This window comes from Dactylosporangium sp. NPDC000244 (assembly GCF_040300725.1).
GTDB lineage: Bacteria > Actinomycetota > Actinomycetes > Mycobacteriales > Micromonosporaceae > Dactylosporangium.
In genome coordinates this window covers 266658-291312 of the sequence record NZ_JBEPEH010000009.1, presented here as the reverse complement: position 1 = coordinate 291312, position 24655 = coordinate 266658, and the positions used below count along the sequence as shown (strand labels likewise).

The 24655-nt window shown below is 69.1% G+C and carries 26 protein-coding genes, 1 tRNA gene and 1 pseudogene; 18 read left to right on the top strand and 10 right to left on the bottom strand.

Annotation, left to right across the window (positions count from 1 at the left end; genetic code table 11):
* Window positions 1-364: 364 nt before the first annotated feature.
* Window positions 365-1246 (top strand): TIGR04255 family protein, encoded by an 882-nt coding sequence (locus ABT369_RS15515; RefSeq protein ID WP_350612420.1) that lies wholly within the window; start codon window positions 365-367, stop codon window positions 1244-1246.
* A 131-nt stretch (window positions 1247-1377) separates the two neighbouring features.
* Complete coding sequence (locus ABT369_RS15510; RefSeq protein WP_350612418.1) at window positions 1378-1722, top strand: hypothetical protein; 345 nt, start codon at window positions 1378-1380, stop codon at window positions 1720-1722.
* 500 nt (window positions 1723-2222) lie between these two features.
* Here the strand turns inward: ABT369_RS15510 and ABT369_RS15505 are convergent.
* From ABT369_RS15505 to ABT369_RS15495, 3 genes and pseudogenes are all read right to left on the bottom strand, one after another.
* Window positions 2223-2861: pseudogene (locus tag ABT369_RS15505) on the bottom strand (YdcF family protein); the annotation flags it as partial.
* Window positions 2862-2890: 29 nt separating this feature from the next.
* Entirely contained in the window at window positions 2891-3436 is a 546-nt protein-coding gene (locus ABT369_RS15500; protein ID WP_350612417.1) for a GNAT family N-acetyltransferase, read from the bottom strand.
* Between the two features lie 14 nt (window positions 3437-3450).
* Window positions 3451-4734 carry an NsdA family TPR-like regulatory protein gene (locus tag ABT369_RS15495; RefSeq protein WP_350612415.1) on the bottom strand — a complete coding sequence of 428 codons (1284 nt, stop codon included), beginning with the start codon at window positions 4732-4734 and terminating at the stop codon, window positions 3451-3453.
* 384 nt (window positions 4735-5118) lie between these two features.
* On the opposite strand from ABT369_RS15495, the gene ABT369_RS15490 reads away from it, so the two are divergent.
* From ABT369_RS15490 to ABT369_RS15440, 11 genes are all read left to right on the top strand, one after another.
* Window positions 5119-5382, top strand: a complete 264-nt coding sequence (locus ABT369_RS15490; RefSeq protein WP_350612413.1) for a hypothetical protein — start codon at window positions 5119-5121, stop codon at window positions 5380-5382.
* Window positions 5383-5482: 100 nt separating this feature from the next.
* A complete protein-coding gene (locus ABT369_RS15485; RefSeq protein ID WP_350612411.1) occupies window positions 5483-5866 on the top strand; it encodes a hypothetical protein in 384 nt (127 codons plus the stop codon).
* Window positions 5867-5966: 100 nt separating this feature from the next.
* Window positions 5967-6695, top strand: a complete 729-nt coding sequence (locus ABT369_RS15480; protein ID WP_350612409.1) for a GntR family transcriptional regulator — start codon at window positions 5967-5969, stop codon at window positions 6693-6695.
* 134 nt (window positions 6696-6829) lie between these two features.
* Window positions 6830-7222, top strand: a complete 393-nt coding sequence (locus tag ABT369_RS15475) for a transcriptional regulator (protein ID WP_350612408.1) — start codon at window positions 6830-6832, stop codon at window positions 7220-7222.
* A gap of 314 nt (window positions 7223-7536) precedes the next feature.
* Window positions 7537-9144 (top strand): FtsK/SpoIIIE domain-containing protein, encoded by a 1608-nt coding sequence (locus ABT369_RS15470; RefSeq protein WP_350612406.1) that lies wholly within the window; start codon window positions 7537-7539, stop codon window positions 9142-9144.
* A complete protein-coding gene (locus ABT369_RS15465) occupies window positions 9141-9392 on the top strand; it encodes a spread protein (protein WP_350612404.1) in 252 nt (83 codons plus the stop codon). The genes ABT369_RS15470 and ABT369_RS15465 overlap by 4 nt, the downstream gene beginning before the upstream one ends.
* 178 nt (window positions 9393-9570) lie before the next feature.
* Window positions 9571-10074, top strand: coding sequence for a DUF2637 domain-containing protein (locus ABT369_RS15460; RefSeq protein WP_350612403.1), 504 nt, complete (start codon window positions 9571-9573; stop codon window positions 10072-10074).
* Window positions 10071-10466, top strand: coding sequence for a hypothetical protein (locus ABT369_RS15455; RefSeq protein ID WP_350612402.1), 396 nt, complete (start codon window positions 10071-10073; stop codon window positions 10464-10466). Before ABT369_RS15460 ends, ABT369_RS15455 begins: the two co-directional genes overlap by 4 nt.
* Entirely contained in the window at window positions 10463-12124 is a 1662-nt protein-coding gene (locus tag ABT369_RS15450) for a replication initiator (protein WP_350612400.1), read from the top strand. Before ABT369_RS15455 ends, ABT369_RS15450 begins: the two co-directional genes overlap by 4 nt.
* Entirely contained in the window at window positions 12105-12356 is a 252-nt protein-coding gene (locus ABT369_RS15445) for a helix-turn-helix domain-containing protein (RefSeq protein WP_350612398.1), read from the top strand. Before ABT369_RS15450 ends, ABT369_RS15445 begins: the two co-directional genes overlap by 20 nt.
* Window positions 12357-12372: 16 nt before the next feature.
* Entirely contained in the window at window positions 12373-13905 is a 1533-nt protein-coding gene (locus ABT369_RS15440) for a LacI family DNA-binding transcriptional regulator (RefSeq protein ID WP_350612396.1), read from the top strand.
* 35 nt (window positions 13906-13940) lie between these two features.
* Here ABT369_RS15440 and ABT369_RS15435 read toward each other — a convergent pair.
* The 3 genes from ABT369_RS15435 to ABT369_RS15425 all read right to left on the bottom strand — a co-directional run bounded on the left by ABT369_RS15435 (window position 13941) and on the right by ABT369_RS15425 (window position 16146).
* Window positions 13941-14014: transfer RNA gene (locus ABT369_RS15435), tRNA-Pro, on the bottom strand.
* A gap of 84 nt (window positions 14015-14098) precedes the next feature.
* Window positions 14099-15256 carry an alpha/beta hydrolase family protein gene (locus ABT369_RS15430; protein WP_350612394.1) on the bottom strand — a complete coding sequence of 386 codons (1158 nt, stop codon included), beginning with the start codon at window positions 15254-15256 and terminating at the stop codon, window positions 14099-14101.
* Entirely contained in the window at window positions 15253-16146 is an 894-nt protein-coding gene (locus ABT369_RS15425; RefSeq protein ID WP_350612392.1) for a metallophosphoesterase, read from the bottom strand. The genes ABT369_RS15430 and ABT369_RS15425 overlap by 4 nt, the downstream gene beginning before the upstream one ends.
* A 64-nt stretch (window positions 16147-16210) precedes the next feature.
* Between ABT369_RS15425 and ABT369_RS15420 the strand changes: the two genes are divergently transcribed.
* Window positions 16211-16663 carry a GatB/YqeY domain-containing protein gene (locus ABT369_RS15420; RefSeq protein ID WP_350612390.1) on the top strand — a complete coding sequence of 151 codons (453 nt, stop codon included), beginning with the start codon at window positions 16211-16213 and terminating at the stop codon, window positions 16661-16663.
* 71 nt (window positions 16664-16734) lie between these two features.
* On the opposite strand, the gene ABT369_RS15415 is transcribed toward ABT369_RS15420, so the two are convergent.
* Window positions 16735-19182 carry a transglycosylase domain-containing protein gene (locus tag ABT369_RS15415; RefSeq protein WP_350612475.1) on the bottom strand — a complete coding sequence of 816 codons (2448 nt, stop codon included), beginning with the start codon at window positions 19180-19182 and terminating at the stop codon, window positions 16735-16737.
* Window positions 19183-19615: 433 nt separating this feature from the next.
* Between ABT369_RS15415 and ABT369_RS15410 the strand changes: the two genes are divergently transcribed.
* Complete coding sequence (locus tag ABT369_RS15410; protein WP_350612388.1) at window positions 19616-19927, top strand: WhiB family transcriptional regulator; 312 nt, start codon at window positions 19616-19618, stop codon at window positions 19925-19927.
* 42 nt (window positions 19928-19969) lie between these two features.
* Here the strand turns inward: ABT369_RS15410 and bagB are convergent, their stop codons facing one another.
* The 3 genes from bagB to ABT369_RS15395 are packed head-to-tail and all read right to left on the bottom strand — an operon-like array spanning window position 19970 to window position 23007.
* The gene (gene bagB / locus ABT369_RS15405; RefSeq protein WP_350612387.1) at window positions 19970-21115 is read right to left on the bottom strand and encodes an ArsA family ATPase; all 1146 of its coding nucleotides are present in this window, start codon (window positions 21113-21115) and stop codon (window positions 19970-19972) included.
* Between the two features lie 28 nt (window positions 21116-21143).
* Window positions 21144-22121 (bottom strand): ATPase BagA, encoded by a 978-nt coding sequence (bagA, locus tag ABT369_RS15400; protein ID WP_350612385.1) that lies wholly within the window; start codon window positions 22119-22121, stop codon window positions 21144-21146.
* A 31-nt stretch (window positions 22122-22152) separates the two neighbouring features.
* Window positions 22153-23007 (bottom strand): Rv0361 family membrane protein, encoded by an 855-nt coding sequence (locus tag ABT369_RS15395; protein WP_350612384.1) that lies wholly within the window; start codon window positions 23005-23007, stop codon window positions 22153-22155.
* A 126-nt stretch (window positions 23008-23133) separates the two neighbouring features.
* Here ABT369_RS15395 and sp36 point away from each other — a divergent pair, with 126 nt between their 5' ends.
* From sp36 to ABT369_RS15380, 3 genes are all read left to right on the top strand, one after another.
* Complete coding sequence (sp36, locus tag ABT369_RS15390; RefSeq protein ID WP_190251269.1) at window positions 23134-23292, top strand: Sp36 family protein; 159 nt, start codon at window positions 23134-23136, stop codon at window positions 23290-23292.
* A gap of 1 nt (window position 23293) precedes the next feature.
* Window positions 23294-23752 carry a RidA family protein gene (locus ABT369_RS15385; protein ID WP_350612383.1) on the top strand — a complete coding sequence of 153 codons (459 nt, stop codon included), beginning with the start codon at window positions 23294-23296 and terminating at the stop codon, window positions 23750-23752.
* Window positions 23753-23854: 102 nt separating this feature from the next.
* On the top strand, window positions 23855-24640 hold the full coding sequence (locus ABT369_RS15380) for an MBL fold metallo-hydrolase (RefSeq protein ID WP_350612381.1): 786 nt from the start codon (window positions 23855-23857) through the stop codon (window positions 24638-24640).
* Window positions 24641-24655 lie beyond the last annotated feature (15 nt).

Here is a 24655-nt window from a genome sequence, read left to right as displayed (position 1 = left end):
CGGCCAGGTCGGAAATCCGTGCCCCGTTTGACTGCTTGCCTTGCGTAGTCAGTCCTTTGCCTCCGCTTACTTCGGTGTCCTCTTCTGTGTGTGCCACCGTTCACCCAGCAGCCGGAGATCGTGTGAGCAGCGCGGTAGGCAGCATCACGCTCCGTGATGATCCTTAATGCCACCGACGTGTCACTAGGTGTAAACCCCGCCGTGTCACGTGGCGCGTGCGCCCCGTGTCGGTGGCGAGTGTATGGCGCGTTTCGCCTTGACCTCTCACACGAGGTTGTCCCACGCTATGCGCGTGTCGCTTCGACGGATAACGCCAGCTGTACGGCTGGCTGGTTGATCATGGTACATACTGTAAGCTCACAACATGTTGCGCAGCGTAGAGAGGGCGGCTGCCACCATGGCTGATGGCGCGTTGTCGTATGTGCGCTCACCGGACCTCCCCTACTTCGAGGAACCCCCGGTCCGCGAGGTGTCCGTCGTGATCCAGTTCCAGGCCTTGCCTCTCCGTGCCGTGGATCTCGGCGACTTGCGAGACCGTCTCCGTGGTCGCTACCCAACGGTTCACGAGCGACCCCCAGCTCCGTCGCAAGTTGAAAATTTCAGGAGCTCACTGAATTCACAACTGAGGGTTCAATTCACGCTCGCCGATCGCGTCCCAATTCCGATGCTTATCTTTGTATCGGAGGACGAATCTAGCATTATCCAGGTGCAGAGCGATCGGTTCGCGTGCGCTTGGAGACGCACCGAAACCGTCAAATACCCCAGATATGAGCGTATTCGAGAAGAGACCGTTCGCCTGTTGGAACTTTTCTCGGAGTTCGTTGAGGCTGCGTGTGACGGGGAAGACATCAAGGTAACTCAGGCAGAGGTCGCCTACGTAAATACAATCCCCGTGGGTGATCAGGGACGGCCCGATGTGCTCGCGAACGCTGTTCCCGATCACGCAAGAGACACCACGCTTCCTGTTATTTCGTCCACGATCGCTTCGTATAGCCTTACGTTCCAGAACGCCAATAAAGTCGAATACGCGCGGCTGCATATGAAGGGCGAACCGGATCTTGAGGCTAGCGAGCCGACAGTTCTGTTGACCCTGCTTTACCGAGGCGAGCCATACGAACGGAGCAGCGAACCGCCGGGGCTCGACACGCTCCTAGCGTTCGTCGATGAAGGCCACGAACAAATCGTTCGCGCGTTCGCGCAGAACACAACACCCGATGCCCAACGACTGTGGAGGCGAATCGTATGACGCTTACAGCCGTATGGCCAACCGGTGGAGGCTTAGCCAGGCTCCCTCGGCGGCAACCGCGCGGGCGTGCGGTACAAGTAGCCCCTGCGCCACCGAAAGATGTTTTCACTGAGCCAGCTGTGCCGGCATGGATGGAGTCCGTCATCGAAGCGATGACAGACATTACGATGCTTGAATACGGTTGGGACGGTGAGCAGGCTCAACCGTTGTCGGACCGCGCCTTCGAGATGGCCATTACGATCCTCGTCGACACAATGTCTATCGACACCGTGCCACCACAGATAGTTCCGACGTACGACGGCGGCTTGCAACTTGAGTGGCACTGCGCTGGCGTCGACTTGGAGGTCGCCGTGGAGTCGAACGGCCAAGTGTCGGTCTGGTTCCGTGAATCCGGTCGCGAATGGGAAGAAGAGCGGTATCCGAGGGCTCGCCTCAGTAAGGAGCTGAGTTTGCTCACTCGGGCGTATGTGGACTGATGGTCGCACACGACGACGCGTCAATCAGTGGCGATGACGCGTGCTACCGGCGAGTGCCTCCGTCGCAAGTCACTAGAGACGAAAATCATGATCGGCTCCGGCCGTCTTCCGCCTCTTTGGTACCCTCGAACGGCGACTCGGAGGTGTCCGTCTATCTTGGATCACTGATGGCGGAGCATGGACTGAAGCCGGAAGACCTTCTGGAGGGACATGAGCAGCACGGGCTCATGAGCTTTCCGGTGCAGGCGGCACGCGATGCCGGCTTCGGTGTCAAACGCGATCCGGTTGTAGATGCCGACCGGCCGTTGAAAGGCGACCCGGCGCACGCAGTTTTGACTGGCGACCCAATCGGAAACAAGCCGTGCATCAAGCGAGCCCGCAAGCTGGTGTATGACCCACGGCTTACCGTGGTTCGTGATCCCGGGCAGCCTGGCACGTATTAGAGCCGCCGCATTGCTTTTAGACTGGCACCCCGTCAGGCCGGCGAGCCCCCACGATGGGAGCCGGCTGGTGTAACCAGCGTCCACCAGCCGGTCATACGCCGACTGGACGCTGGAAGGAACTTCCTGCGGAATGGCGAACCCCCGCTCGGCGTACACGCGGATACGCTGGGTGTCGCCGACGAGCATGTTGACGACTTTTGTTGATGTCGCCGATGCTGCGCATGTAGTCGTCGAGGTGGAGTGGGTTTGACGCGCAGATGACGTCGACTTCGGGCCAGAGCTTCTTGGCCGTCGCGTAAGCGCGGCGTTGCTGGTACGGGCGCGACATCACGACCACAGAGCGCACAGCGATTCCGCGACCGTCGAGCAGTTTGCGGGTCAGCTCGGAGTTTTGGTGTGTGTTCGTCGCCCCAGGCTCGATCAGGACGGCGTCGGCCGGCACGCCGTGCTTGTGGCGTATTCGGCGTAGTGGACGGCCTCGCCGCGTGGGAAGCGCTCGACCGTCGTCGGGGCGTTCGCGCCGGTGAAGATGAGTAGCGGGTACAGGCCGCGGTGGTACAGGTCGGTGGCGATGATGGCCACACCCAGGTCGTGGCTGCCAAGGCCGATGCCGACGTCGCACGGGCGGAGTCAGTGGTGCATGTTATGGCACTCCCACAACGTCTCGACATCCGCACGGTGCTTTTCCGGGATCATGGTCGCTGCGGCGATCTCGTCGGCATCCGTCACGGCTGCACCTGTACCTCGTCGGCGAGTAGTCCGAAGAGCAGGGAGTCGCGCCAGGCGCCCGAGGTGTAGACGTGGTGGCGTACGCGGCCCTCGTACTGCATTCCAAGGTTCTTCACGACTGCGACCGAGGACTGGTTGTCTGGGCCGATGGCGGCCGAGATGCGATGCAGTCCCAGCGTCTCGAACCCGAAGCGGATGAGCGTCCGCGCGGCGTCGGTGGCGTAGCCGTGTCCCCACTGGTCGGCGCGGATGGCGTAGCCGAGCTTCGCGGCCTGGACGCCATTGAAGCCAAGTCGGGCGAACCCGATCAACTCGTCGGCTTCCGGCAGCGTGACGGCGAGGTAGTACTCCGTCCGCGGTTCCTGCTTTGCGCGCTCGATGGCGGCGTTGATCAGTGCGGTGACCTCGTCGCGGCTGCGGCTGTCGAAGGAGAGCCAGGCGGTCACGGTGTCGTCGCCGAAGATCTGGAACGCGCCGGCCGCATCGTCGGGGCGGAACTCGCGCAGGACGACGGTGCGGCCGGTAAGGGTCACGGGGTACATGCCCCGATCATCGCTCAGCGCGTGATCGCCTTCAGCGGGGTCCGGGTGAAGTCCTCGATGGCTTCGATGAGCTCGGCCGCGTCCTGGGCCAGGCCGGCGCGGACGATCGCGGCCTGAACCCGCTGGGCCGACTGCACCACGCCGTTGATGCGCTGCTCGGGCGGGAGGTCGAGCACCGGAGCGAGCGCCTCTTCGGCGCCCTCGATGTCGCGGTCGGCAAGGCGCGCGATGGCGAGGTTGGTGTGCGCGCCGGCCTGGTCGCCGAAGGCCCATGCCGGGTCGTTGCGGTTGCTGAAGGCGTCCACGGCGCGGGTGGAGTAGCTGATGGCGTCCGTCGCCTGGGCGGGCAGCCACGCGAGGGCGTCGGCTGCGTAGTAGAGCGTCCGCGGGCGGTTGAAGACGCAGATGCCGCCCAGCTCGTCAACCTCGTCGGTCGTCACGCGGTCCCATGCGTCCTCCGCGGCATGGATCGCCTGCATCGCCTGCTCGGCGTTGCCCAAAGCGGCGTGCGCACGGGCGGCGTTGAGCGGAAGCCAGACCGCGGTGGTGCCACCGGCGTTCGTGACGTACGTCGAGCCCTGCTCGGCGTAGCGGAGGGCCTCGGTGTAGCGGCCTGCCCAGTAGGCGACCAGGGATTGGAGGCCGCGAAGCCAGGCCCGAAGACCGGGGTGGTCGGCCTGGTCGGCGCAGAGGACCGCCGTCCGCGCCTGGATCATCGCGGCGTGGGGCTCGGCGAGGTCGTGGGATGCCTTGGCGAGTAGGCCACTGGTGACGGCGGCGAGGAAGTGCAGCTGCCGGGCCTGCGTGAGCGGCTGCTGGCGCTCGATCAGGTTGAACAGAGTCTCCTGCGTCTCGACCAGATCGCCGAGTAGCTCCGTGATCGGCCGCTGCGGGTAGGCGAGGGCGAGCCTGGCGACGTCGGCGTGCAGCTGATCGACGAACTCCGGGTTGGTCGCCTGCGCGGCGTTGAGGGTGAAGCGGCGTGCCCGTTCAGCGGCCATGGTGAGAACGCTCCTGTCGACATCGGTCACGATCAGCCCGGTCTGGCTGCCATCGTGGGATCGGACTGCGGGAAGGTCAGCCGGCGACCAAGGACGCAAAAGTTCTTCGACAGAAAGCGAAAACATGGCCTGGAGCGCACGCCGGGTCGCTGGGTTGGTGCCGGCCATCCCGCGCTCGCCGCGGGCAAGTCGGCCCAAGTGCCGGGCGCTGATCGTGACGCGCTCGCCCAAGCGGCCGAACTCTTCAGCCAGTTCCTCGTAGGTACGGTCGCGTTGCTGGATCAGATGCTCCAGCACCGTGCGCGGCTCGCGTCGAGTGTTCGCCACGAGGGTGCCTCGCCTCCTGTGTCATGGGCTGACCTGTTCACCGTCGCTTACCACGTCGCTGCAGTTCAATTGATGTCCACCAGGTGTCCCCGGCTGGTCCGTGAGAGGTCCTTCGGCGGACCTCGATCGGTCCATTGGCGTTACTCCATGCTTCTAGTGTGTCTCAGAGGGGTGACTTCGCGGCAGAGCCCGCTAGCCGGTCCTGCACCGGATGCGGTGGACGTGGCTGGAAAGTGGTCAGCCAGCTAAGGCGTATGCGCGACGACGGGCCGAGCGCCTCCTTCGCAACCCGGCCCTGCGTGGACTGCAACAACGCACCGATGACCGGACACCTGACTCATTGAGGAGAGGTTCATGCATGTCCTGCTAGCCCCGCAAGGTGATCTCGATCTGGACGCGGGCGCAATGCGCGTATGGGAGGCGGCCGACGACAATGGTGACCCGGCCTTGGTGCTCAAAGACGCGGAATCAACGGTGATCATCGAATTCGGCAGCGATGGCGCCTGGGACTCGGCGATCCGGTCCGCGGAACGGCTCAGCGACGCGGCACTCATGTACGCCTCGACTCTGCGAGCGGCGATGGCCAAGGCCAAGCAGAAGGACGAGAGCAACACCTGACAGGCGGCCCCTTGATGTCGGTAGCACCAAGGGACCGCGACTCATCTTCCCACTCCGTGCCGGCTGGGTGCGGAGTCAGTACGTGAGGGGTCGCGTGGCGATGGATGTGCAGGAACAACTTGAGGATGTGGAGCTTCAACTTGAGGTGGCGCTGGCGCTACTGCCGCTGATCGGTCGCTGCGTGCGGGTCGACGGCGACCGCGAGGTACACCAGCGGGGCAATCGGCTCGATGACGCCGAGGACCGGCGGGCGCTCGTGCACGAGGTTGCGCGCCGCTGGAGTGGTCTCCTTCCTGGTCAGCGGCGGCGTTACCCCCGAGAGCGCGCAGCGGCAATTGCGAAGTTCGCGGCGGACTACGTCGACGTGATTGAGCTGTCGGAGCTGGATGAGGCGGACTATCGAGCGCACGGCTTCGACGCGTCGATGGAGACGGTGTGGCGTAAGCATGTCGAGGGGATCCGCAGGCGTGATGAAGCCGCGTAGCGCTCAGCCTGGGTCGGCCAGATGGCCGAATCGACAGGCCGGACTCACGCAGATAAGCTCTTGACAAGCTATGTTGTCGTCTTCGTGAACGGTGGACGCGATGCCGATCGAGTTCGTGCCACCCAAGTACATAGTGATCGTCAACGCGCTGCAGGCGCGTATCGAGGATGGGACGTACCCGTCCGGCTCGATGCTGCCCAGCGAGACCGCACTGATGACCGAGTTCAAGACCTCGCGCCCAACGGTGGTCCGGTCTCTGGAGATCCTGCGGCAGGACGGGTGGATTGACACGCAGCAGGGCAAGGGCCGGTTCGTCCGGTCGAAGCCGGCGGATTCGCGCGGGATGCCTGCCCGGGCCGCGTCGCTGCTGACCACGGAGGCGGCGGGCCGCGTGCGAATTGTCGACGTTGCTGAGGTTCCGGCCCCGCCGCGTGCCGCTTCCGCGCTGGACATCCGCGAGGGTGCGCCGGTCGTGGTGCGGCGTCGGCTGGTGAGCGTTGACGGGCTGGGGCCGGTTGAGCTGGGTTCTGTGTACGTGCCGGTCGACCTCGCCGAGGGAACGTTGGTGCGCTCGTCGGCGCCATTACAGGAGGGCCTGCTCCAGCACCTGGCGACGAGGAAGGCCCTGCGGTTCGGGCATGCCACGGAGCGGATCTCGGCCCGGCCGGCGACCGATGAAGAGCGGGAGCTGCTCGACGTCGATCCGGGCGAATGGGTGCTGACCATATTGTTCTCGGTCCACACGAACGAGGGCCTGCCGGCGTTCGTGCTCGACGTGGCGGTACCGCCGGATCGGCACGAGTTCGAGGACTCCTTTCCGGTTACTTAGCCGTTGCATTGGCCTTGCTCAATCTCAGATTGAGGCGGCTCAACCACTTAACAAGTCAAGATGCCGCTCTACAATGGAGCTACTTAACAAGTCAACTGGTCGCCCGGTTGGGTGATCGAGGCCAAGGAGACACGGTGGCACTGAAGGGCGGAACCCGGTTCGCGGTCAGGTTCGAAGACGTTTTCCCGGCTGGCTGTGTGCTGGTGCCGGACTCGATCACGGAGGCGCAGGACTACAACGAGGTCACGCGGGCTCGTACGCCTGCGGTCGACAAGCTCACCGGGCAGCGGGTGTGGACGGTCCGCGTCATGGACATGGACCCGGATCTCGCGGGCCGGGCGCGAGAGGTGGCCGTGAAGGTCTCGGCGCCGGTGCAGCCGGTTCCCGAGTCGTCGGTGCCGTTCGCGCCGGTGGAGTTCGAGGGCATGACGGTGACCCCGTACGTCGGGCAGACCGGTCGGCTCACGTACTCGCTGCGGGCGACCGGGTTCCGTGCGTCGGTCCCGGCGGGCCGCGGGGCGAAGTAGCGCAACAGGTACGGGGCGGTCCGGCTTCCTACGGCATACAGACCGCCCCGTTCCTTCCCGAAACCCCTGTGAGGCAAGGAAGGCGGGCTTCATCATGCCCAATTCCGGGCCTTCGATCCAGCGTGGCCGGCGGCGTATGTGCGCCGGTCAGCTGCTCCTGCTGATGCCTGTGGCGCGGGATGCGTCCGGGCGGTTCACCCGCTGGTTCACCGGCATGCCGTTGCAGTTGCTCGCGTTCCGCCGCGATGTCCGCGGTCGGTTCGCGTCGCTCACGGCTGGCCGGTGAACCCGGGCTATCCCTGGGGAGGGTCGAAGTGAAGAGCAACGCTCCGCTGGTCAATTTCCGGCGGTTGCAGGTGCCCACACCGTGGTGGGTCGTCCTGCTCGTGGTCATTCCCTACCTGGCCTGGCAGGTTGCCCGCGCGCTGGTGCGGCTGGTGCCGGTCGTGCGCCGCAACCTCGGCTCGCTCGGACTCGTCTGCGGTGCTGGGTGGCTGTGGTGGCGGTACGGCTGGGGCGCCTTGGTCCTGGTCCTGTTGCTCGTCGCGGTGCTGCTGGCCGTGTGGTGGTGGCGGTGGCGGGCCTCATGGGTGCGGTTCGTGCTGCTGCCGGCCACGGCGTGGTGGCGGCGGGTGTCGCTCTATCGGCTGCACTGGCGTGAGGCGATGACGCTGTGCGGCCTGAGTGAGCGGTTCGACGACACGCGGGTCATGCCGAAGCTGCTGAGGGTCCGGTGTACAGCGGCGGCGGATGAGTTGCTGGTCCGGATGCCGCGTGGGCAGAACCCGGACCTGTACCACAAGGCGTCGGCGAACCTGGCGTACTCGTTCAACGCCCGCGACTGCCGCGTCTACACCGGCCGCCGGACCGCGCCACCGAACCGTCGAGGTCGGTTCGCGGTAGTGCTTCGGTTGGTGGACCGGGTGCGGTTCCGGGATCGGCCGCGCCTGGTCTGGCTGGTCTTCCCGCGCCGGGACCCGTTGCGGCAGATCGTGCCTGCGTTTCCGGTCGCCGAGGAGCCGGACTTCGACCGGCTGCCGCTGGGGCTCGGTGAGGATCTGCGGACGTTCGCGCTGCGGCTCCTGGCGACGCACGTCCTGATCGTCGGCGCCACTCGGTCGGGCAAGGGATCGGTGCAGTGGTCGCTGATTCGCTCCCTCGCGAGTGCGATCCGGGTCGGGTTGGTGCGGATGTGGGCCATCGACCCGAAAGGTGGGGTGGAGCTGTCGATCGGGCGGGAGCTGTTCGCCCGGTACGAGTACGCCGATCCGGAACCGATGGTCGCCATGCTCGAAGACCTCGTGACGCTGATGCGTGGCCGGCAGGCCCGGATGCAGGGCGCCGTCCGGTTCCACACCCCGACCGTTGGTGAGCCGCTGTACGTGCTCATGGTGGACGAGCTCCTCGCGCTCGTTGCGCTGTTGCAGGACACCGACCTGCGCAATCGCGCCCGCTCGGCCCTGGCGCTGCTGCTGACTCAGGGTGCCGGTCTGGGTTTCCTGGTGATCGGCGCGACGCAGGACCCGCGCAAGGAAGTGGTCGAGCTGCGGGACTTCTTCCCGACCCGGATCGCGTTGCGGCTCAACGAACGCAACCACGTCGACCTGGTACTCGGCGACGGTGCCCGGGCACGCGGCGCGCTCGCGGACCAGCTCTCGGCCGAGCCGGCCATGCGCGGCATCGGGTACGTGGTCCTCGATGACCGGCCGGAGCCGCTGCGGGTGCGGTTCGGCTACGTCACCGATGACGACATCCGGGTCATGGCGGCCCAGTACGCCGCCCCGCCCGAACCGGCGCCACAGCCCGCGCCACGGCAGCGGACCAAGCCCGCGGGGCATGTCAACCACCGCTCCCGCCCGGCGGCCGGGCCGCTGCTGCCGGACAGCCTCGCCGGGCTCCTGGACGGCGGTGAACCCGCGTGACCGTCACCGAAGCGACCCGCCGGTTCTACCGGCTCCGGGCGCCGCATCCCACGGCGGGCTCCTCCGCGGTCACCGTGCGGGTCACCGACGGTGAAGACCTCTACGTCGCGGTCGGTGCGGGCTGCCGGCGGATGTACCTGACCCCGGCCGAGGCATGGGCGCTGTGGCGGTGCCTGTCCGAAGCGGTCGCGTCCACCGGTGCGCCGCCGGACTGGATTCGTGTCCCGATCACCCCGAAGACCCGATGAGGAGGCCCGCTGTGCGTTCCCACCGCCGTCCCTGCCTGGACCTTGCGCACCGGTTCCGGGACATGACCTGCCCCCGCTGCTGTCCCGGCCGCCTCGACTCCGACGACATCGTCACCACCGCGCGGCGTCGGCACGCCCGCACGGTCGCCGAGGACCGTGACGGGTTCGGGTGGTCGGCATGACCGGTCGCCGCTGGGCCTACCTCGGTACTGCCCTCGGCGGGTTCGGGTCGCTCGCCGCGAACGTTGCCCACTGCTACATCCCACCTGCTGACGCTCCGGCGTCGTGGCGGCCGGAGGTCGGGGCGGTGCTCTCGGCGATGTTCTGGCCCATTGCAGTGTTCATCGCCGTCGAGATCCTCGTCCGTACGGTGTGGCCGGCGGGCTGGTGGTGGCGCCTGGCCCGGTTCGCCGGGCTGCTCCCCGTCGCGCTCGTCGCCGCGGTGGTGTCCTATCGCCACCTGTCCGGGCTGTTCCGCCACTACGGCGAAGACGTCCTGACCGCGACCCTCGGCCCGCTCGCGGTCGACGGACTCATGGTCATGGCCGCCGCCGCACTCCTGGCCGCCCAACCACGCACACCCGACATCCCCGCCACCGAAGAACCGATCCCTGAGCCGCTGCCCGAACCGCGCCCCGCCCTGCATGTCGTGGGCGCGATCCCGTCAGGAGTCGTGCGATGACCAACCACGACCTTCAGCCCGTAGAACACTTCCTCACCGGCCCGGCCGAGCAGCTCGCGAACGTTCTGCGCGCTGCCGATGCCCGGGGGCACCTCGTGCGGTATGGACGTCCGCAGTCGCTCGGCGGCGGCCGGTACGCCATCGGTGTGACGCTTCTCGAGCCCGTCCCTCGGCCGCGGTGGTACCGGCGCATCCGCTGGCGGCTCATCGGCCAGGTCGCCGCCGCCGTCGCCGGTTTCGCCGCGCTGGGCGGCCTCGGCTGGGGCGTCTGGCTGCTCATCGCGTGGGTCACCGCACACCTCACCGCCGTGATCGTGACCAGTGTCCTGGTGCTCGTCATTGCCGGGGGCATCGCGGCCCAAGAGGAGACGCGCGGCCGGGGGCGCCGGTGACCGTCACAACGCTTCCCGGACTCGAACAACAGGAGCAACAGCCCCGGCCCGGCTCGCGCGCCGCCCGGCGACTCATTCCCTTGGCCGCGGACGTGGTCAAGGACATGGCGGCCGAGTACGGGGTGTGTCTGCGCCCGGTCGGCCTGCGCCGGACCGATCTGGCGACCGGGAAGACGGAGATCGTCGACGTGCCGTGCGGGGCGACCCGGGACGACAAGTGTCCCCCGTGTGCGAAGCGGGCTCGTCGGCTGCGGAAGGTCCAGATCCGGGAGGGCTGGCACCGTGCCGACGAGCCCGCGCCCGGCCCGGAACCGGCCACCGAGGGCCAGCGGGCGCTGATCAGTCTCCGGGCGCACCTCGAACACGGCCGGGATCAAGCGGTCCGGGAATCGCTGTGGGAGCAGGTCGCAGAGGTCGACGAAGCGATCCGGGAGGTGGAAGCGGCGATCGCGGTCGAGGGGCTGCGGGGCAGTGTGGCGCCGCCGCACGACAAGCCGGCGGAACCGAAGCGGCAGCGGTCGACCAAGCGCCGTCAGGACGCTCCGGCGCTGCCACGACAGAAGGTCGACCCGCGCACGATCGGCCGGACCTACACCGCCCCGAACGGCGCCGAATACCGGCCCTCGATGTGGTTGACGGTCACGCTCGACTCGTACGGCCCCGTACGGTCGGACGGCTCTCCGGTCGATCCGACCACGTACGACTATCGGCGGGCAGCCTGGGACGCGATCGCCTTCCCGCGGCTGCTGGACCGGTTCTGGCAAAACCTGCGCCGCTGTGTCGGCTGGAACGTGCAGTACGCCGGATGTGTTGAGCCGCAACGTCGTTTGGCTCCGCACGCGCACTTCGCGATCCGGGGCACCATCCCGCGCGCCGTCCTCAAGGAAGTCGCGGCGGCGACCTACCACCAGGTCTGGTGGCCGAAAGTCGACGAACCGAACTGCCGTCCACAGTGGAACGCCGACGCTGAGATGTGGTGCGACGAAACGGGTCGGCCGCTCGTCACCTGGGATGAGGCCCTGGACGCGATCGAGGATGAGCCGGCGCACGTGATCCGGTTCGGTGCTCAGCTGCGGGCCGAGGGCGTCAACGCCAACGACAGCAACGCCGAGCGGGCCATCGGCTACATCACGAAGTACATCACCAAGTCCGCGGCCGACTGCCACGCCGTCACCACCGATCGGCAGCGGGATCACCTGGAGCGGTTCTGGCGGGAACTCCGCGTCACGCCGTGCTCGGATCGGTGCGCGAACTGGCTGCTCTACGGCATCCAGCCGAAGAACGCGCACGCCCGGCTGCGGCCCGGCAACTGCAAGGGGCGGGTGCATCAGCGCTCGACGCTCGGCATCGGCGGCCGGCGCATCCTCGTCTCGCGGGACTGGTCCGGGAAGACCCTCGCTGACCACCGGTACGACGCCAAAGCGTGGGTCCGGGCGCTACTCGGTGTCGAGGCTCCCGAACCCGAAACGTCGACCGCGCCGGTCGCGTGGGAGCTGGCGCGGCCGAACGATCCGGACCTTCCCCCGATGCGACATCGGCTGCTTCGCGCGCTCGCCCAACGCATCCAGTGGCGCAACGCGCTCAACGCGGCCAAGGACCGAGCGGCCCAACCGGCCGGGACGGGAGGGAGTGGACCGGGTGCTGCACCGGCCGGCTGAGGTCGCCAAGATCCTCGACTGCTCTGAGTGGTGGGTGAAGGAACAGGCCCGCAAGCGCCGTATCCCGTTCGCGTGGATCGGCGGCAGCTATCGGTTCACCGATGAACACCTGGCCGAGATCATCCGGATCTTCGAGGTCCGGCCTCAGGAAGAGCGACCGGCAACGCCGCGTGCCGCGCCGTCCGTGATGACCGGGCCGCTCCGGGCGCGGCGACCACGACGAGCGGCCTGAACAAGGAGGGAGAGAGGTGGGCTACGCCGAGAAACGAGGAGCGTACTGGCGCGCTCGGTACAAGATCGAACCCGGCAAGTACGGCACCGTGCAGGACTCGACCGGCGTCAAGGTCGAGTTCCGGACGAAGCGGGAGGCGAAGAAGGCGGCCGACGAGGCCGAAATCAAGGGCCGACCGACGACGACACCGGGTCGGATGCGTTTCGGCAACTGGGCCAACGTCTGGTACGAGCGGCAGGACCTGGCCGCGTCGACCATGCAGAACTACCGCCGCCACATCGAGGAGCACTTGCTGCCGACCTTCGAGGATCGGGAGTTGGGGTCGATCTCGTCGGCCGACGTCAACGCGTGGGCGAAGAGCGAGCGGGGCGCCGGCTACGCGGATGCCAGTGTGAAGACGTGGAGGGGAACGCTGCATCTGCTGCTCGCCGATGCCGTGGACGAGGGGCTGATCCCGTCGAACCCGGCCACGAAGCGGCGGGGGAGGGGCAAGCGGGTCGGGCGGTCGCGGAGTCGCGGGCCGGAGAAGGCGATCACGACCGCGCTCGGTGTGCTGCTGATGGCTGAGCGTGCAGCGCTGTTGTCCGGGCGGGATGACGAGTTCACGGCGCTGGTCACGCTCGGCTTCACCGGGATGCGTTGGGGTGAGCTCGTGGGCCTGGAGAAGGAATTCATCCGGCCGGGTGAGGTGCGGATCGAGTGGCAGCTCTACGAACTGGACTCGGGTGAGATGCACCGCTGCCCACCGAAGGACGACTCCCGGCGGACGGCGGTCGTCCCGGATTGGCTGACCGGGCTGCTCCGCGCACAGTCGGCAAGGTTGTGCGCCTGCCATGGCCGGGCGTACGTGTTCTCCGGGCATCGTTCGGCAAATGGAGCCGTCCGGGAGGTGGGGCCGAAGCTCGTGGACGTGGCTCGGCGGGCCGGCGTGTCGACGGGAACTGTTTCGGCAGTGCTGAACGAGCGGGACAGCGTGGCGGCGGCGACCCGGGAGAAGGTCGCAGCGGCCATCGCGGATCTCGGCTACGTCCGGGGCGGGGTCACGGGAACGGTCGCGGCCCACTGGCGCCGGACGGGGTTCGCGACGTGGTTGTTTCAGCCGGCGGCGACGGGTCGGTATCCGGGGAAGAATTCTCGCCCGGTCCCAATCCTCGGCGAGCCGTGGCCGGGCATCCCGGTGCGGGGTCGCAACGCCGCCGGTCGGGCTGATGCCTGCTGGGTGCCGATCGCGCCCGGGTTGACGCCCCACGGGCTCCGGCACACCTACAAGACGATGATGATCGAGCTGGGCACCCCGCCGGTGCTCATGGACGAGCAACTCGGCCACCTGGACGGCTCGGTGCAGGCTCGCTACTCCCACACCACCCCGGAGATGCGGCGGCGGCTCACGGACGGTCTGACGGACCTCTGGACGGCGGCGATCAACACAAGAAGAGAGATGAGCCCAAACTCGCCGGTGAACGTCCTCGACGAGATGCTCAGGCCAAGATCTTCTCCCAAATTTCTCCCAACGGAGATCAAGAGACGACTCAGGGCCGGTCCCTCGTAGTGAGGAAACCGGCCCTGGCCTGGTGTTTCACGAAGTCGGGGTAGCCGGATTTGAACCGACGGCCTCTTCGTCCCGAACGAAGCGCGCTACCAAGCTGCGCTATACCCCGAGCGTGCCGAGTAATCGTAGCCCACGCCCGCCGCATCCCCAACTCGGTATCCCCCGTGTCGGGCGAAGGGGGCCTGACCTGGGACTACAGGGAGCGCAGGAAGTCCGCGAGGCGCTTTTCGTAGGCCTCCGGGTCCAGGTTCCAGCTCCGGCAGTGACCCGCCTCACGTGTCTCGACCAGGGTCGCGTGCGGCGCCGCGGCTTGGGCGAACTCGATTGTCGGGGCGGGCGCTACGGTGCGGTCGTCGTGGTCGACGTAGAGCAGTGTGGGCACGTCGAGCCGGGCCGCCAGCGGGCGGTAGTCGAGGTCGGCCCCGCGCACGCCCAGGCGGTGCTGGATGAGCCGCAGCGCCGTCCAGGTCCACACCGGCGGCACGTTGAGCTGGCGGGCGTTCATGCGCAGCGTCTCGGTCCAGTCGACCACCGGGCAGTCCAGCACCAGGCCGCGCAGGTAGCCGTCGTGGTCCCACTCGCGCAGCAGGTTCAGGATGGCCGCGCCGCCCATCGACCAGCCCATGAGGATCACGTTGCGGGCGCCCGCCGACCGTGCGTAGTCGATCGCGGACCGGACGTCACGCCACTCCGTGTGGCCGAGGTGGAAGCGGCGGTCGTACGACGGCGGGGCGTCGGCGTCGTTGCGGTACGACACCACGAGCGTGCGGCGGCCCGAGGCGGCGAGCGTGGGCAGGACGCGCAGGGCCTCGCCGCGCGGGGCGCCGCGGCCGTGCACCGCGATGATCCAGGTGTCGTCCACCTGCTCGGTCGTGGGCGGGACGAGCCACGCGGGCAGCGGCCCGAGCTCGCCCGGCACGACCACCTCGTCGAAGGGCAGGCCGCGGGCGGTCGACGGATCGCCCTCGAAGACATAACCCGAGGTGTACCCGCGCACGCCCGTCGTCAGCGAACCCCGCGTGACCTCGGCGATCTCGCGGGTCACGGTGGCCCGGTCGACGGAGATCACGTCCCCGAGGATGGCGTGCCCCTCGGCCCAGACGAACGACAGCGGGATGCTCCGCGCCGTGTCGGGGGTGCGGGTCAGCGTGATCCGGTTGCCCGCGTAGGCGCGTACGCGCACGGGGTACACCCGCGGGCCGTTGACGTTGAGCACGTGGCCGGCCAGGAACCAGCCCGCCCCGGCGGTGCCCGTGGGCAGGAGCACCGCGAGCCCGGCGGCCCCGGCGAGGCCCGCATACGCGGCGCGCCGCGGCCATTTCCGCACGGGCGCCGCAGTCTCGGCGGTCACCGCGGGATGAGGGTCAGGATCGTCGCCTCGGGCGGGCAGGCGAAGCGGATCGGCGCCGTCGGGTGCGTGCCGAGGCCGGCCGAGACGTGCAGGTACGACTCGGAATATGGCCATCGGTGCAGCCCCTTGGCCATCCTCCGGTCGAGGCCGCAGTTGGTGACCAGGGCACCGTAGAACGGCACCGCGACCTGCCCGCCGTGCGTGTGCCCGGCCAGCAGCAGGTCGAAGCCGTCGTCGGCCATGCGGTCGAGGATGCGCGGCTCGGGGGAGTGGGTCAGCCCGATGCGCAGGTCCACGTCGGGCGAGGCCGGGCCGGCGACGGCGTCGTAGTCGTCGCGGCCGACGTGCGGGTCGTCGACGCCGACGAGCTCGATCGTGCGGCCGCCCGCCTTGATCGTGGTGCGCGCGTTGTTCAGGTCGGCCCAGCCGGAGCCGGACAGCAGGTCGCGCAGCTCCTCGGCGGGCAGCGCGGCGCCCTGGACGTAGGGCTTGTGCTTGTTGAAGTACCCCAGCGGGTTCTTGAACACGGGGCCGTTGTAGTCGTTGGAGCCGAAGACGAACGCGCCGGGCCGGTCCAGCAGCGGGGTGAGCGCGCGGACCACGCCGGGCACGGCGTCCACGTGGGCCATGTTGTCGCCGGTCACGATGACCAGGTCCGGGTCGGTGCCGGCCAGCTCGGCCACCCAGCGCTGCTTGCGGTGCTGGCCCGGGGTCATGTGCATATCGCTGATGTGCAGCACCCGCAGCGGCTCGGCGTCGGGGGCGAGCACCGGCACGTCGAAGCGGCGCAGGGTGAACATGTTGCGCTCGACGAGCGAGGCGTAGGCAAAGGTGGCGGCCCCGGCGGCGACGGTGCCTGCCGCGAGTCGCAGAACGGTCTTCGAGCGCATTTACTCAGCCTACCGGCGCGCTTACAACAGAATATGAGCAAGATCCGACGGATAGACTTTCCTCATGTTGAAGGCACGCCTGGAGTCCGACCTGCACGACGCCATGAAGGCTCGTGACGAGCTGGTGACGTCGACCCTGCGGATGGCGATCGCCGCGGTGCGCAACGCGGAGGTCGCCGGGAAGTCCGCCCGTGAGCTCTCCGACGACGAGATCCTGTCGGTGCTCACCAAGGAGGCCAAGAAGCGCCGCGAGGCCGCGGACGCGTTCGCCGGGGCCGGCCGCGAGGCCCAGGCCGCGAAGGAGCGCGCCGAGGAGGAGGTCATCGCGGGATACCTGCCGAAGCAGCTCTCCGAAGACGAGCTCAACGACATCGTGCGCGAGGCCCTCGCGGCCGGCGGGTTCGCCGGTCCGCAGCAGATGGGCCCGGCGATGAAGGCCGCGCAGGCGGCGGTCGCCGGACGCGCCGAGGGCGGCCGGGTGGCCGCGATCGTCAAGGCGCAGCTGACCTCGGGCTGACACATCCCGGCAAACGCGAACGGCGGGCATCCCCTGAGGGGGACGCCCGCCGTTTTCATGCGTTCAGGTGATCAGCAGACCCACGGGATGGGGCACGCGTTCGTCGGGACGTCGCCGTTGGGCACCCCGTTGCCGTTGTCGCCGCCGAGGTACGGCGCGGCCGGCGCGCCCGGGCCCTTGCTCACGACGAGCTGGACCGAGCTGCCCTTGGCCGTCGAGCCCGCCGGGTTGGTGCGGTCGACGGTGCCGGGCGGGCACTGCGAGGCGACCTGGCCGGACGCGACCGAGACCGAGAAGCCCGCGTTCTTGATCTTCGCGCGCGCCTGGTCGACGGAGAGGCACTTGACCGACGGGATGTCGACCAGCTTGCCCTGCGAGCGGTCCTTCGTCGGCGGGGTGAACTGCACGACGGGCTGGCCGGCCAGGCCGTCGCGGAGCACGCCCAGCGCGGCGTAGTTGACCGGCGGGTGCTTCATGTCCTTGTTGGTCTCGGGCCAGTCCGGGTCGGTCAGGAAGCCGGAGACCGCGAGCTGCTTGGTCATGACGGTGAACGTGGCGCTCTTCTCGGAGTCCGTCGTGCCCGTCTTGCCGGCGATCGGCCGCTTCACGAAGTCGCGGGAGTAGCCGGCGGTGGCGCCGGCGCACTTGCCCTGGGCCGACTGATCGCCGACCGGGCAGCGGGCCATGTCGACGGCCGCGCGGGCGACCTCGGGGTCGACGGCCTGCTTGCACTTCGGGTCGAGCCCGTCGACCTTCTTGCCGCTGTTGTCCTTGACCTCGAGGATCGGGGTCGGCTCGCAGAAGAGGCCGTCCGCGGCGAGCGTGCCGTAGGCGTTGGCCAGCTGCAGCGGGGTCGTGGCCGAGACGCCGAGGGTGAAGGCGCCCCACTGCTTGGGGTTGGCCGCGAGCTGGGCGTCGTTCGCGGCGTTGAACTGGATGCCGAGCCGCTTGGCCACGTCGACCACGTGGTCGACGCCGACCTGCTGCTCCAGCGGCACGAAGAACGTGTTGATGGAGCTGCCGAAGCCGGTCCACATGTTGTACGGCCCGGACTGTCCGCCGGAGTTCTTCGGGCAGTAGTGCGGGCCGTTGCACGCGGCCGGGCTCTTCGGGTCGATCGGGAAGTCCGAGACGAACTGCTTCTCGGTCTGGATCGTGGTGGCCAGCGGGAGCCCGGACTCGAGGGCCGCGACCGCGGTGAAGATCTTGAAGGCGGAGCCGGCCTGGTAGCCGGGGATGTCCTTGTCGCCCGTGATGATCGGAACCGTGGTGTTGGGGTAGTTGCCCTTCTGGTTCTTCTTGTCCGGGTTGGTGTTCTTGCCGTTGTTGGTCTGGTCGTTGCTGAAGTTGCGGTTGGTGGCCAGGGCGGTGACGCGGCCGGTGCCGGGCTGGACCGCCGCGAGCATCATCGCGTTGGACTGGCCCAGGGTGACCTTCTGGTCCTTGGACACGAACGGCTGGTCCTGCGCGTACTTGAAGGCCGCCGTCTGCGTCTGGATGTCGAGCGAGGAGACGACCGTGTAGCCGCCGGCGCGCAGCCGGTTGGCGCGCTGGTACTCGTCCTCGCCGAACACCTTCTGCCCGATCCACCAGCGCCGCAGGTAGTCGCAGAAGAACCCGGCGCCGAGCTCGGGGCGCTGGATCGACTCGCAGCCCTCGGGGGTCCGCTTGCCGACGATGTTGAGCTTCTCCTTGCCGGCGGCGTCGGCCGTGGCCCGGTCGATGTAGCCCATCGAGACCATCTGGTTCAGCACGTACTTCTGCCGGTCCATCGCCCGCGGCAGGCCCTCGGCCGTGGCCGGGTCGTTGGTGCCGGGCGCCTTCACGAGGCCGGCGATGAGCGCGGCCTCGGGGAGCGTCAGGTCCTTGGGGTCCTTCTCGAAGTAGACGTGCGCGGCCGCGTAGACGCCGTAGGCGCCGTGGCCGAAGGGCGCGATGTTCAGGTACCGCTCGAGGATCTCCTTCTTGGAGAGCTTCTTCTCGAGGTCGATCGCGTACTTCATCTCGCGCAGCTTGCGCGTCGGGGTCTTGTCGGTCGCGTCGACGACCTCCTGCGGCGTGCGCGCCGAGTAGGCGATGGCCTGCCGCACGTATTGCATCGTGAGCGTCGAGGCGCCCTGCTCGGTCTGCCCGCCGGCGTTCTGGTTGGCCACGAACGCGCGGGCCACACCCTTCACGTCCACGCCGCGGTGCTCGTAGAACCGGTTGTCCTCGGCCGCGACCATCGCCTGCTGCATGACCGTGGCGACGTCGTCGATCTTCACATCGCGGCGGTTCTCGTCGTACATCATCGCCAGCAGCGTCTTGCCGTCCGAGGCGAACACGTAGGAGATCTGCGGCGACGGCAGCACGTCGATGTCGGTCGGGAGGTTCTCGAACGTATCCGAACCGGCCTTCGCGGCCAGTCCGGACATGGCCACCGCGGGGAAAGCCGCCGCAGCGACCACGAGCCCCGCCAAGAGCCCACACAGCAGCAACGAAGCCGCGTTGGGCAGCAGGCCGTGCTCGCGTTTGCGCATCCAGGTCACCGCCTCAGACTACGTGACGACGTCATAAGGCCGCGTCCAGATGGAGGCGTCCTCGTTGTCCTAGACGCGTCACATCGAGCGTGAGGTTGACCCAGTTCCGATTCTGCGGCAAGCCGTGCGGGGGCCGTCGGCATTTTGGGCAAATCGCACCCGGTAGTGGCCGAGTGGTAGCACGGATCGGCCCTTTGGTGGAACGCGAAAGGCCGGTTAACCTGGTGCAACAACGTTGCGTAACTGGACGACTACAGAGCATGATGTTCCGGAAAGCTCCTCTCGGGGTTCCCGTGGCCGGGGACCCTGCTGTCGCGCCGGGCAATCCGGCGAACTGCACCCGAATGCCATGGGGGGACGTGGTTTGGGCGCTTTTCGCCGGGGCAAGCACGGCGGATGGACCCGGGGGGAGTCCAAGGGGGGAAGAGGAAATATGAGCATGGTCGTCGACTGGCCCAGCATCGCCGCGTGTCGCAATGGCGACCCGGACGCCTTGTTCGTCCAGGGTGCCGAGCAGAACGTGGCGAAGCGGATCTGCCGGAGCTGCCCCGTGCGGTACGAGTGCCTGGCGGACGCCCTCGACAACCGGATCGAGTTCGGGGTGTGGGGAGGCATGACCGAGCGCGAGCGCCGCGCCCTGCTGCGCCGCCACCCGCAGGTGCCGAGCTGGCGCAAGATGTTCGAAGCGGCCATGGACCGCAACAGCACCAGCAAGGACGCCAAGGAGCTGGTGCCGACCGGCTGATCGCAGCCGTTTGCTTCACGCGGGGGTCGCGCCGGTCGCGCTCTACGCGAAGGTCGCGCCGATCGCGCGCAGCCCGTCGAGGTCATGGACGTCGGCGGGCTGTGCGGGCACGCGGACGACCGGCACGCCGGGGTGGGCGCGCAGGAACCGGCCGGAGACCGCCGCCTGCCGATCGTGCTGGTCGGCCAGTTCCGCGTGCACGCGCAGCACGTCCGCCGTCGCCTGGTGGCCGCCGAGCTCGTCGAGACGCTCCGCGGCCGCCCGGGCGTCGGCGGAGGACAGCGCCGGCGCCGCGACCGGCACGACCCGGTTGAGCACCAGGCCCGCGAGCGGCATCCGGTCCGCGCCCAGGCGCCCGGCGAAGTAGACCGCCTCGCGCACGGCGTCGGGCTCGGGCGCCGCCACGACCAGGAACGCCGTCTCGGGGGCCTGCAGCACGCGGTACGTCTGCTCGGCGCGCTCCCGGAAACCGCCGAACATCGAGTCCAGCGCGCCGACGAAGCCCGACAGGTCGGTCAGCAACTGGGCGCCGAGGATCTTCTGCACGGTCCGGCTGAACAGCCCGAACGAGGCCGAGACCAGGTTGAACACGCTGCGGCCGCCGGTCCGGGCGGGCGCGAGCAGCAGGCGCAGCATCTTGCCGTCGAGAAACCGCGACAGCCGGGCGGGCGCGTCGAGGAAGTCCAGCGCCGAGCGCGACGGCGGGGTGTCGACGATGATGAGGTCCCACTCGTCGCGGGCGCGCAGCTGGCCCAGCTTCTCCATCGCCATGTATTCCTGCGTGCCCGAGAACGTCGAGCTCATGGCCTGGTAGAAGGGGTTGGCGAAGATCTCCTCGGCCTTCTTCGGGTCGGTGTGCGCGAGCACGACCTCGTCGAAGGTCCGCTTCATGTCCAGCATCATGGCCTGCAGCTCGGCCGAGTCCGGCTGGAGGCCCTTGACCTGGCGGGGCGTGTTGTCCAGCTCGGTCAGGCCGAGCGCCTGGGCCAGCCGCCGGGCCGGGTCGATGGTCAGGACGACCGTGCGGCGGCCGTGCTCCTCGGCCGCCCGCAGCGCCAGAGCCGCGGCCGTTGTCGTCTTCCCGACTCCGCCCGAGCCGCAGCAGACCACGATCCGGATCGCGCGGTCGGCGAGGATCGCGTCAAGATCCAGGTCGGGCGATCCGGGCGTCTCGGCAGTGGGAGGCACCCTGCGAGCGTATCCGCTGCGAGCATCCTCAAGCAGACGTGAGGAGCAGATCACCGAGCGACTCGAGGGTCGCCACGGTCACACCCTCGGGTATCACCGGCAGCTCGACCACCGGCCGGCCGAGACCGAGCAGCTCCGCGCGCAGGGAGGACTCTGCGGCGACCTTGGTCTGGTAGGCCCGCGCCTCCCCGGCCAGCCCGCCCAGCATCTCCTTGTCGGCCGTCACGCCGGCCGCGGCCAGGCCCCGGCGCAGGTCGGCCTGGGTGACCTTCACCCCGGCCAGCACCGGCGGGCGGGTGGCGTTGACGATCACGGTGCCGATCGGGATGCCCAGCCGGGTCAGCTCCTCGATCGCGTCCGAGGTCTCCTGGACCGGCATCTCCTCCAGGAGGGTGACCACGTGCACGGCGGTCATCGGCGAGCGCAGGATGGCCGCCACGCCCTCGCTCTGGGTCTTGATCGGCCCGACCTTGGCCAGCCGCGCCGTCTCGGCCGTCACGTTGAGGAACCGGCCCACCCGCCCGGTCGGCGGCGCGTCGAGCACGACGGCGTCGTAGGCCCGGCGGCCGTCGGCGGTGCGCGTGACCGCCTCCTTGATCTTGCCGGTCAGCAGCACGTCGCGCAGGCCCGGGGCGACCGTGGTGGCGAAGTCGACGGCGCCGACCTTGCGCAGGGCCCGTCCGGCGACGCCGAGGCGGTAGAACATCTCGAGGTACTCCAGCAGCGCCTCTTCGACGTCGACCGCCAGCGCCCGCACCTCCCCGCCGCCGCGGGCCGAGGCGATGCGGACCTCCCGGTAGGGCAGCGGGTCGCGGTCGAAGAGCTGCGCGATGCCCTGCCGCGCCTCGACCTCGATCAGCAGGGTCCGTTTCCCGTCGCGGGCCAGCGCCAGCGCGAGGGCGCCGGCCACGGTCGTCTTGCCCGTGCCGCCCTTGCCGGTGACCACATGCAGACGGGCGGGCCAGCCGTAGCCGCCCCGCCCGTCGGAAGACTCGCGCGCCGTCACACCCTCGACGCTACCTGGTCGAGGCCCGTCGTCACGCGGCGGTGATCTCGCACACGAACCAGCCCTTGCCGTGGGAGGCGATGTACCGGTACTTCGTCTCCGCGACCTTCTCGTCGCTGGTGGTCACCTTGACCGTGGTCGTGAGCGTCGCCTCGTCGCTGCTCTGCTTCTCGACCGTCGGCGCGGGCCAGGTGTACGTCGGGCTGCTGAGGCTGCTGTCGTAGGTGCGGATCTCCTGGATGCGCGCGGTCAGCTTCGCCTTGTCGCGGGAGGAGGAGCAGACGTACTTGAGCGCGTCGTCGACGCTCTTGTTCTTGTACACCGCCGTGAGGAAGCTGTTGACCGCCTCGGAGGCCGTCGGCGCGCCCGTGCCCTGGTTGTTCTGGACCACGAAGTAGGCCGCGGCGCCGCCACCGCCGCAGAGCACGATCACGACGCCCAGGATGATCATCGTGATCATCAGGCCGCGCTTCTTCTTGACCGGGGCCTGCTGCGGGTAGACCGGGTAGCCCTGGGCCGGGGGGCCGGAGAACGGCGGCGCCATGCCCGGGTGCGGCACCCCGCTGGCCGGGGCCATCGGCCCGGTCGGGAACTGGCCGGTGGGCGGCGGGAACTGCCCCGTGGGCTGCCCGAACGCGCCCGTGGGCGACATCGCGCCGGTCGGTGGGTAGGGCTGGGCGTAGGGCTGCCCGGAGATCGGCGGGGCCGAGGTGGGCGGCGGCGCGTACGGGTCCGGGTTCGGCGGCTGCACGGTGTACTGCTCGGGCTGCGGCGGCAGCGCGAACGGGTCCTGCACCGGCGGAGGCGGCGGCCAACCCGACTGCCCGGGTTGTCCGGGTTGGCCCGGATACTCCGGCTGGCCCGGATACGGGGGCGGTTGCGTCATTTCTCCCACCTTTGTGCGACACTCGCGACGGCGGCCCTCACAGTAGCGTCATGGGGCCACCCATGGGGGGTCCCGATATCAGGCTGTGCCCGACAAACCCGGACGGCCCGGCGTTACTGTCCCCACATGCAGAAATGGGAGTACCTGACCGCGCCGCTGCTGGTCCACAACACGAAGATGATCCTCGACAACTTCGGCGAGGAGGGCTGGGAGCTGGTGGCGATCGTGCCCGGCCCCAACCCGGAGAACCTGGTCGCCTACTTCAAGCGCCCGAAGGCCGGCTGACATGGGTGACGTCCACGCCCGCCTGGCCGAGCTCGGGATCACCGTTCCGCCGGTCGTACCGCCGGTCGCCGCGTACGTCCCCGCCGTGCGCACGGGCAACCACGTGTACGTCTCGGGCCAGCTGCCCATGGTCGACGGGGCCCTGCCCGCCACCGGGCTCGTCGGCGCCGAGGTCACCCCGGAGCAGGCCAAGGACCTCGCCCGCAACTGCGCCATCAACGTCCTCGCGGCGGTCGAGGCCCTCGTCGGCCTCGGCAGCGTCGTGCGGGTCGTGAAGATCGTCGGGTTCGTCGCCTCGGCGCCGGGCTTCACCGGGCAGCCCGGCGTGGTCAACGGCGCCTCCGAGCTCCTCGGCGAGGTGTTCGGCGACGCCGGGAAGCACGCGCGCAGCGCCGTGGGGGTCTCGGCACTGCCGCTGAACGCGCCCGTCGAGGTCGAGGCGATCCTCGAAGTGGCCTGACGCCGGGTGGCCGGCCGACCCCGTGGCGTACCGCCCGCGGGGTCGGCTACTGGCCGGTCGGGTGACGTGTGAGGCGAAGTACCCCGCCGTAGGATCACATTCGTGGTAAGCCACGTCACCACCCCTGCCGCCGAAGTGCTCGAGACGTTGCCCGACTGGGTGACGCTCGTCCGCGCGCCCAACCCGGGCCCGATGACGCTCGACGGCACCAACACCTGGCTGCTGCGCGCCCCCGGCGGCGGCAGCGTCGTGGTCGACCCGGGCCCGCTCGACGAGGGGCACCTGAGGGCCGTCGCCGCGCACGCGCCCGTCGCCGCGATCGTGCTCACCCACGGCCACCTCGACCACACCGAGGGTGTCGAGCGGCTGGCCGGGCTCACCGGGGCGCGGGTGTACCACCCGCCGGTGCTCGAGCACCTCGACGCCGACGGCCTCACGGTCGAGCCGCTGGCCACCCCCGGGCACACGAAGGACTCGGTGTGCTTCCTGGTGCGGCTGGGCGGCGAGGAGATCGTCCTGACCGGCGACACCATCCTCGGGCGCGGGACCACCGTCGTGGCCTGGCCCGACGGGGACCTCGGCGACTACCTGGGCAGCCTCGGCCGGCTGGCCGCGCTCGACGGGCGCCCCGCGCTGCCCGGGCACGGCCCCGCGCTCGACGACACCGGGGTCGCGGCCCGGTTCTACCGGCAGCACCGCGAGGCGCGGCTGGAGCAGGTGCGGGCGGCGGTGGCGGCCGGCGCGACCGACGCGCCCGAGGTCGTGGCCAAGGTGTACGCCGACGTGGACCGCTCGCTCTGGTTCGCCGCCGAGATGAGCGTGCGCGCGCAGCTCGATTTTCTGCGACGGGAATCACATCCGGCCCCTGATGGTTTGGATGCAACGTGAGCGGTCCGCAGCGAG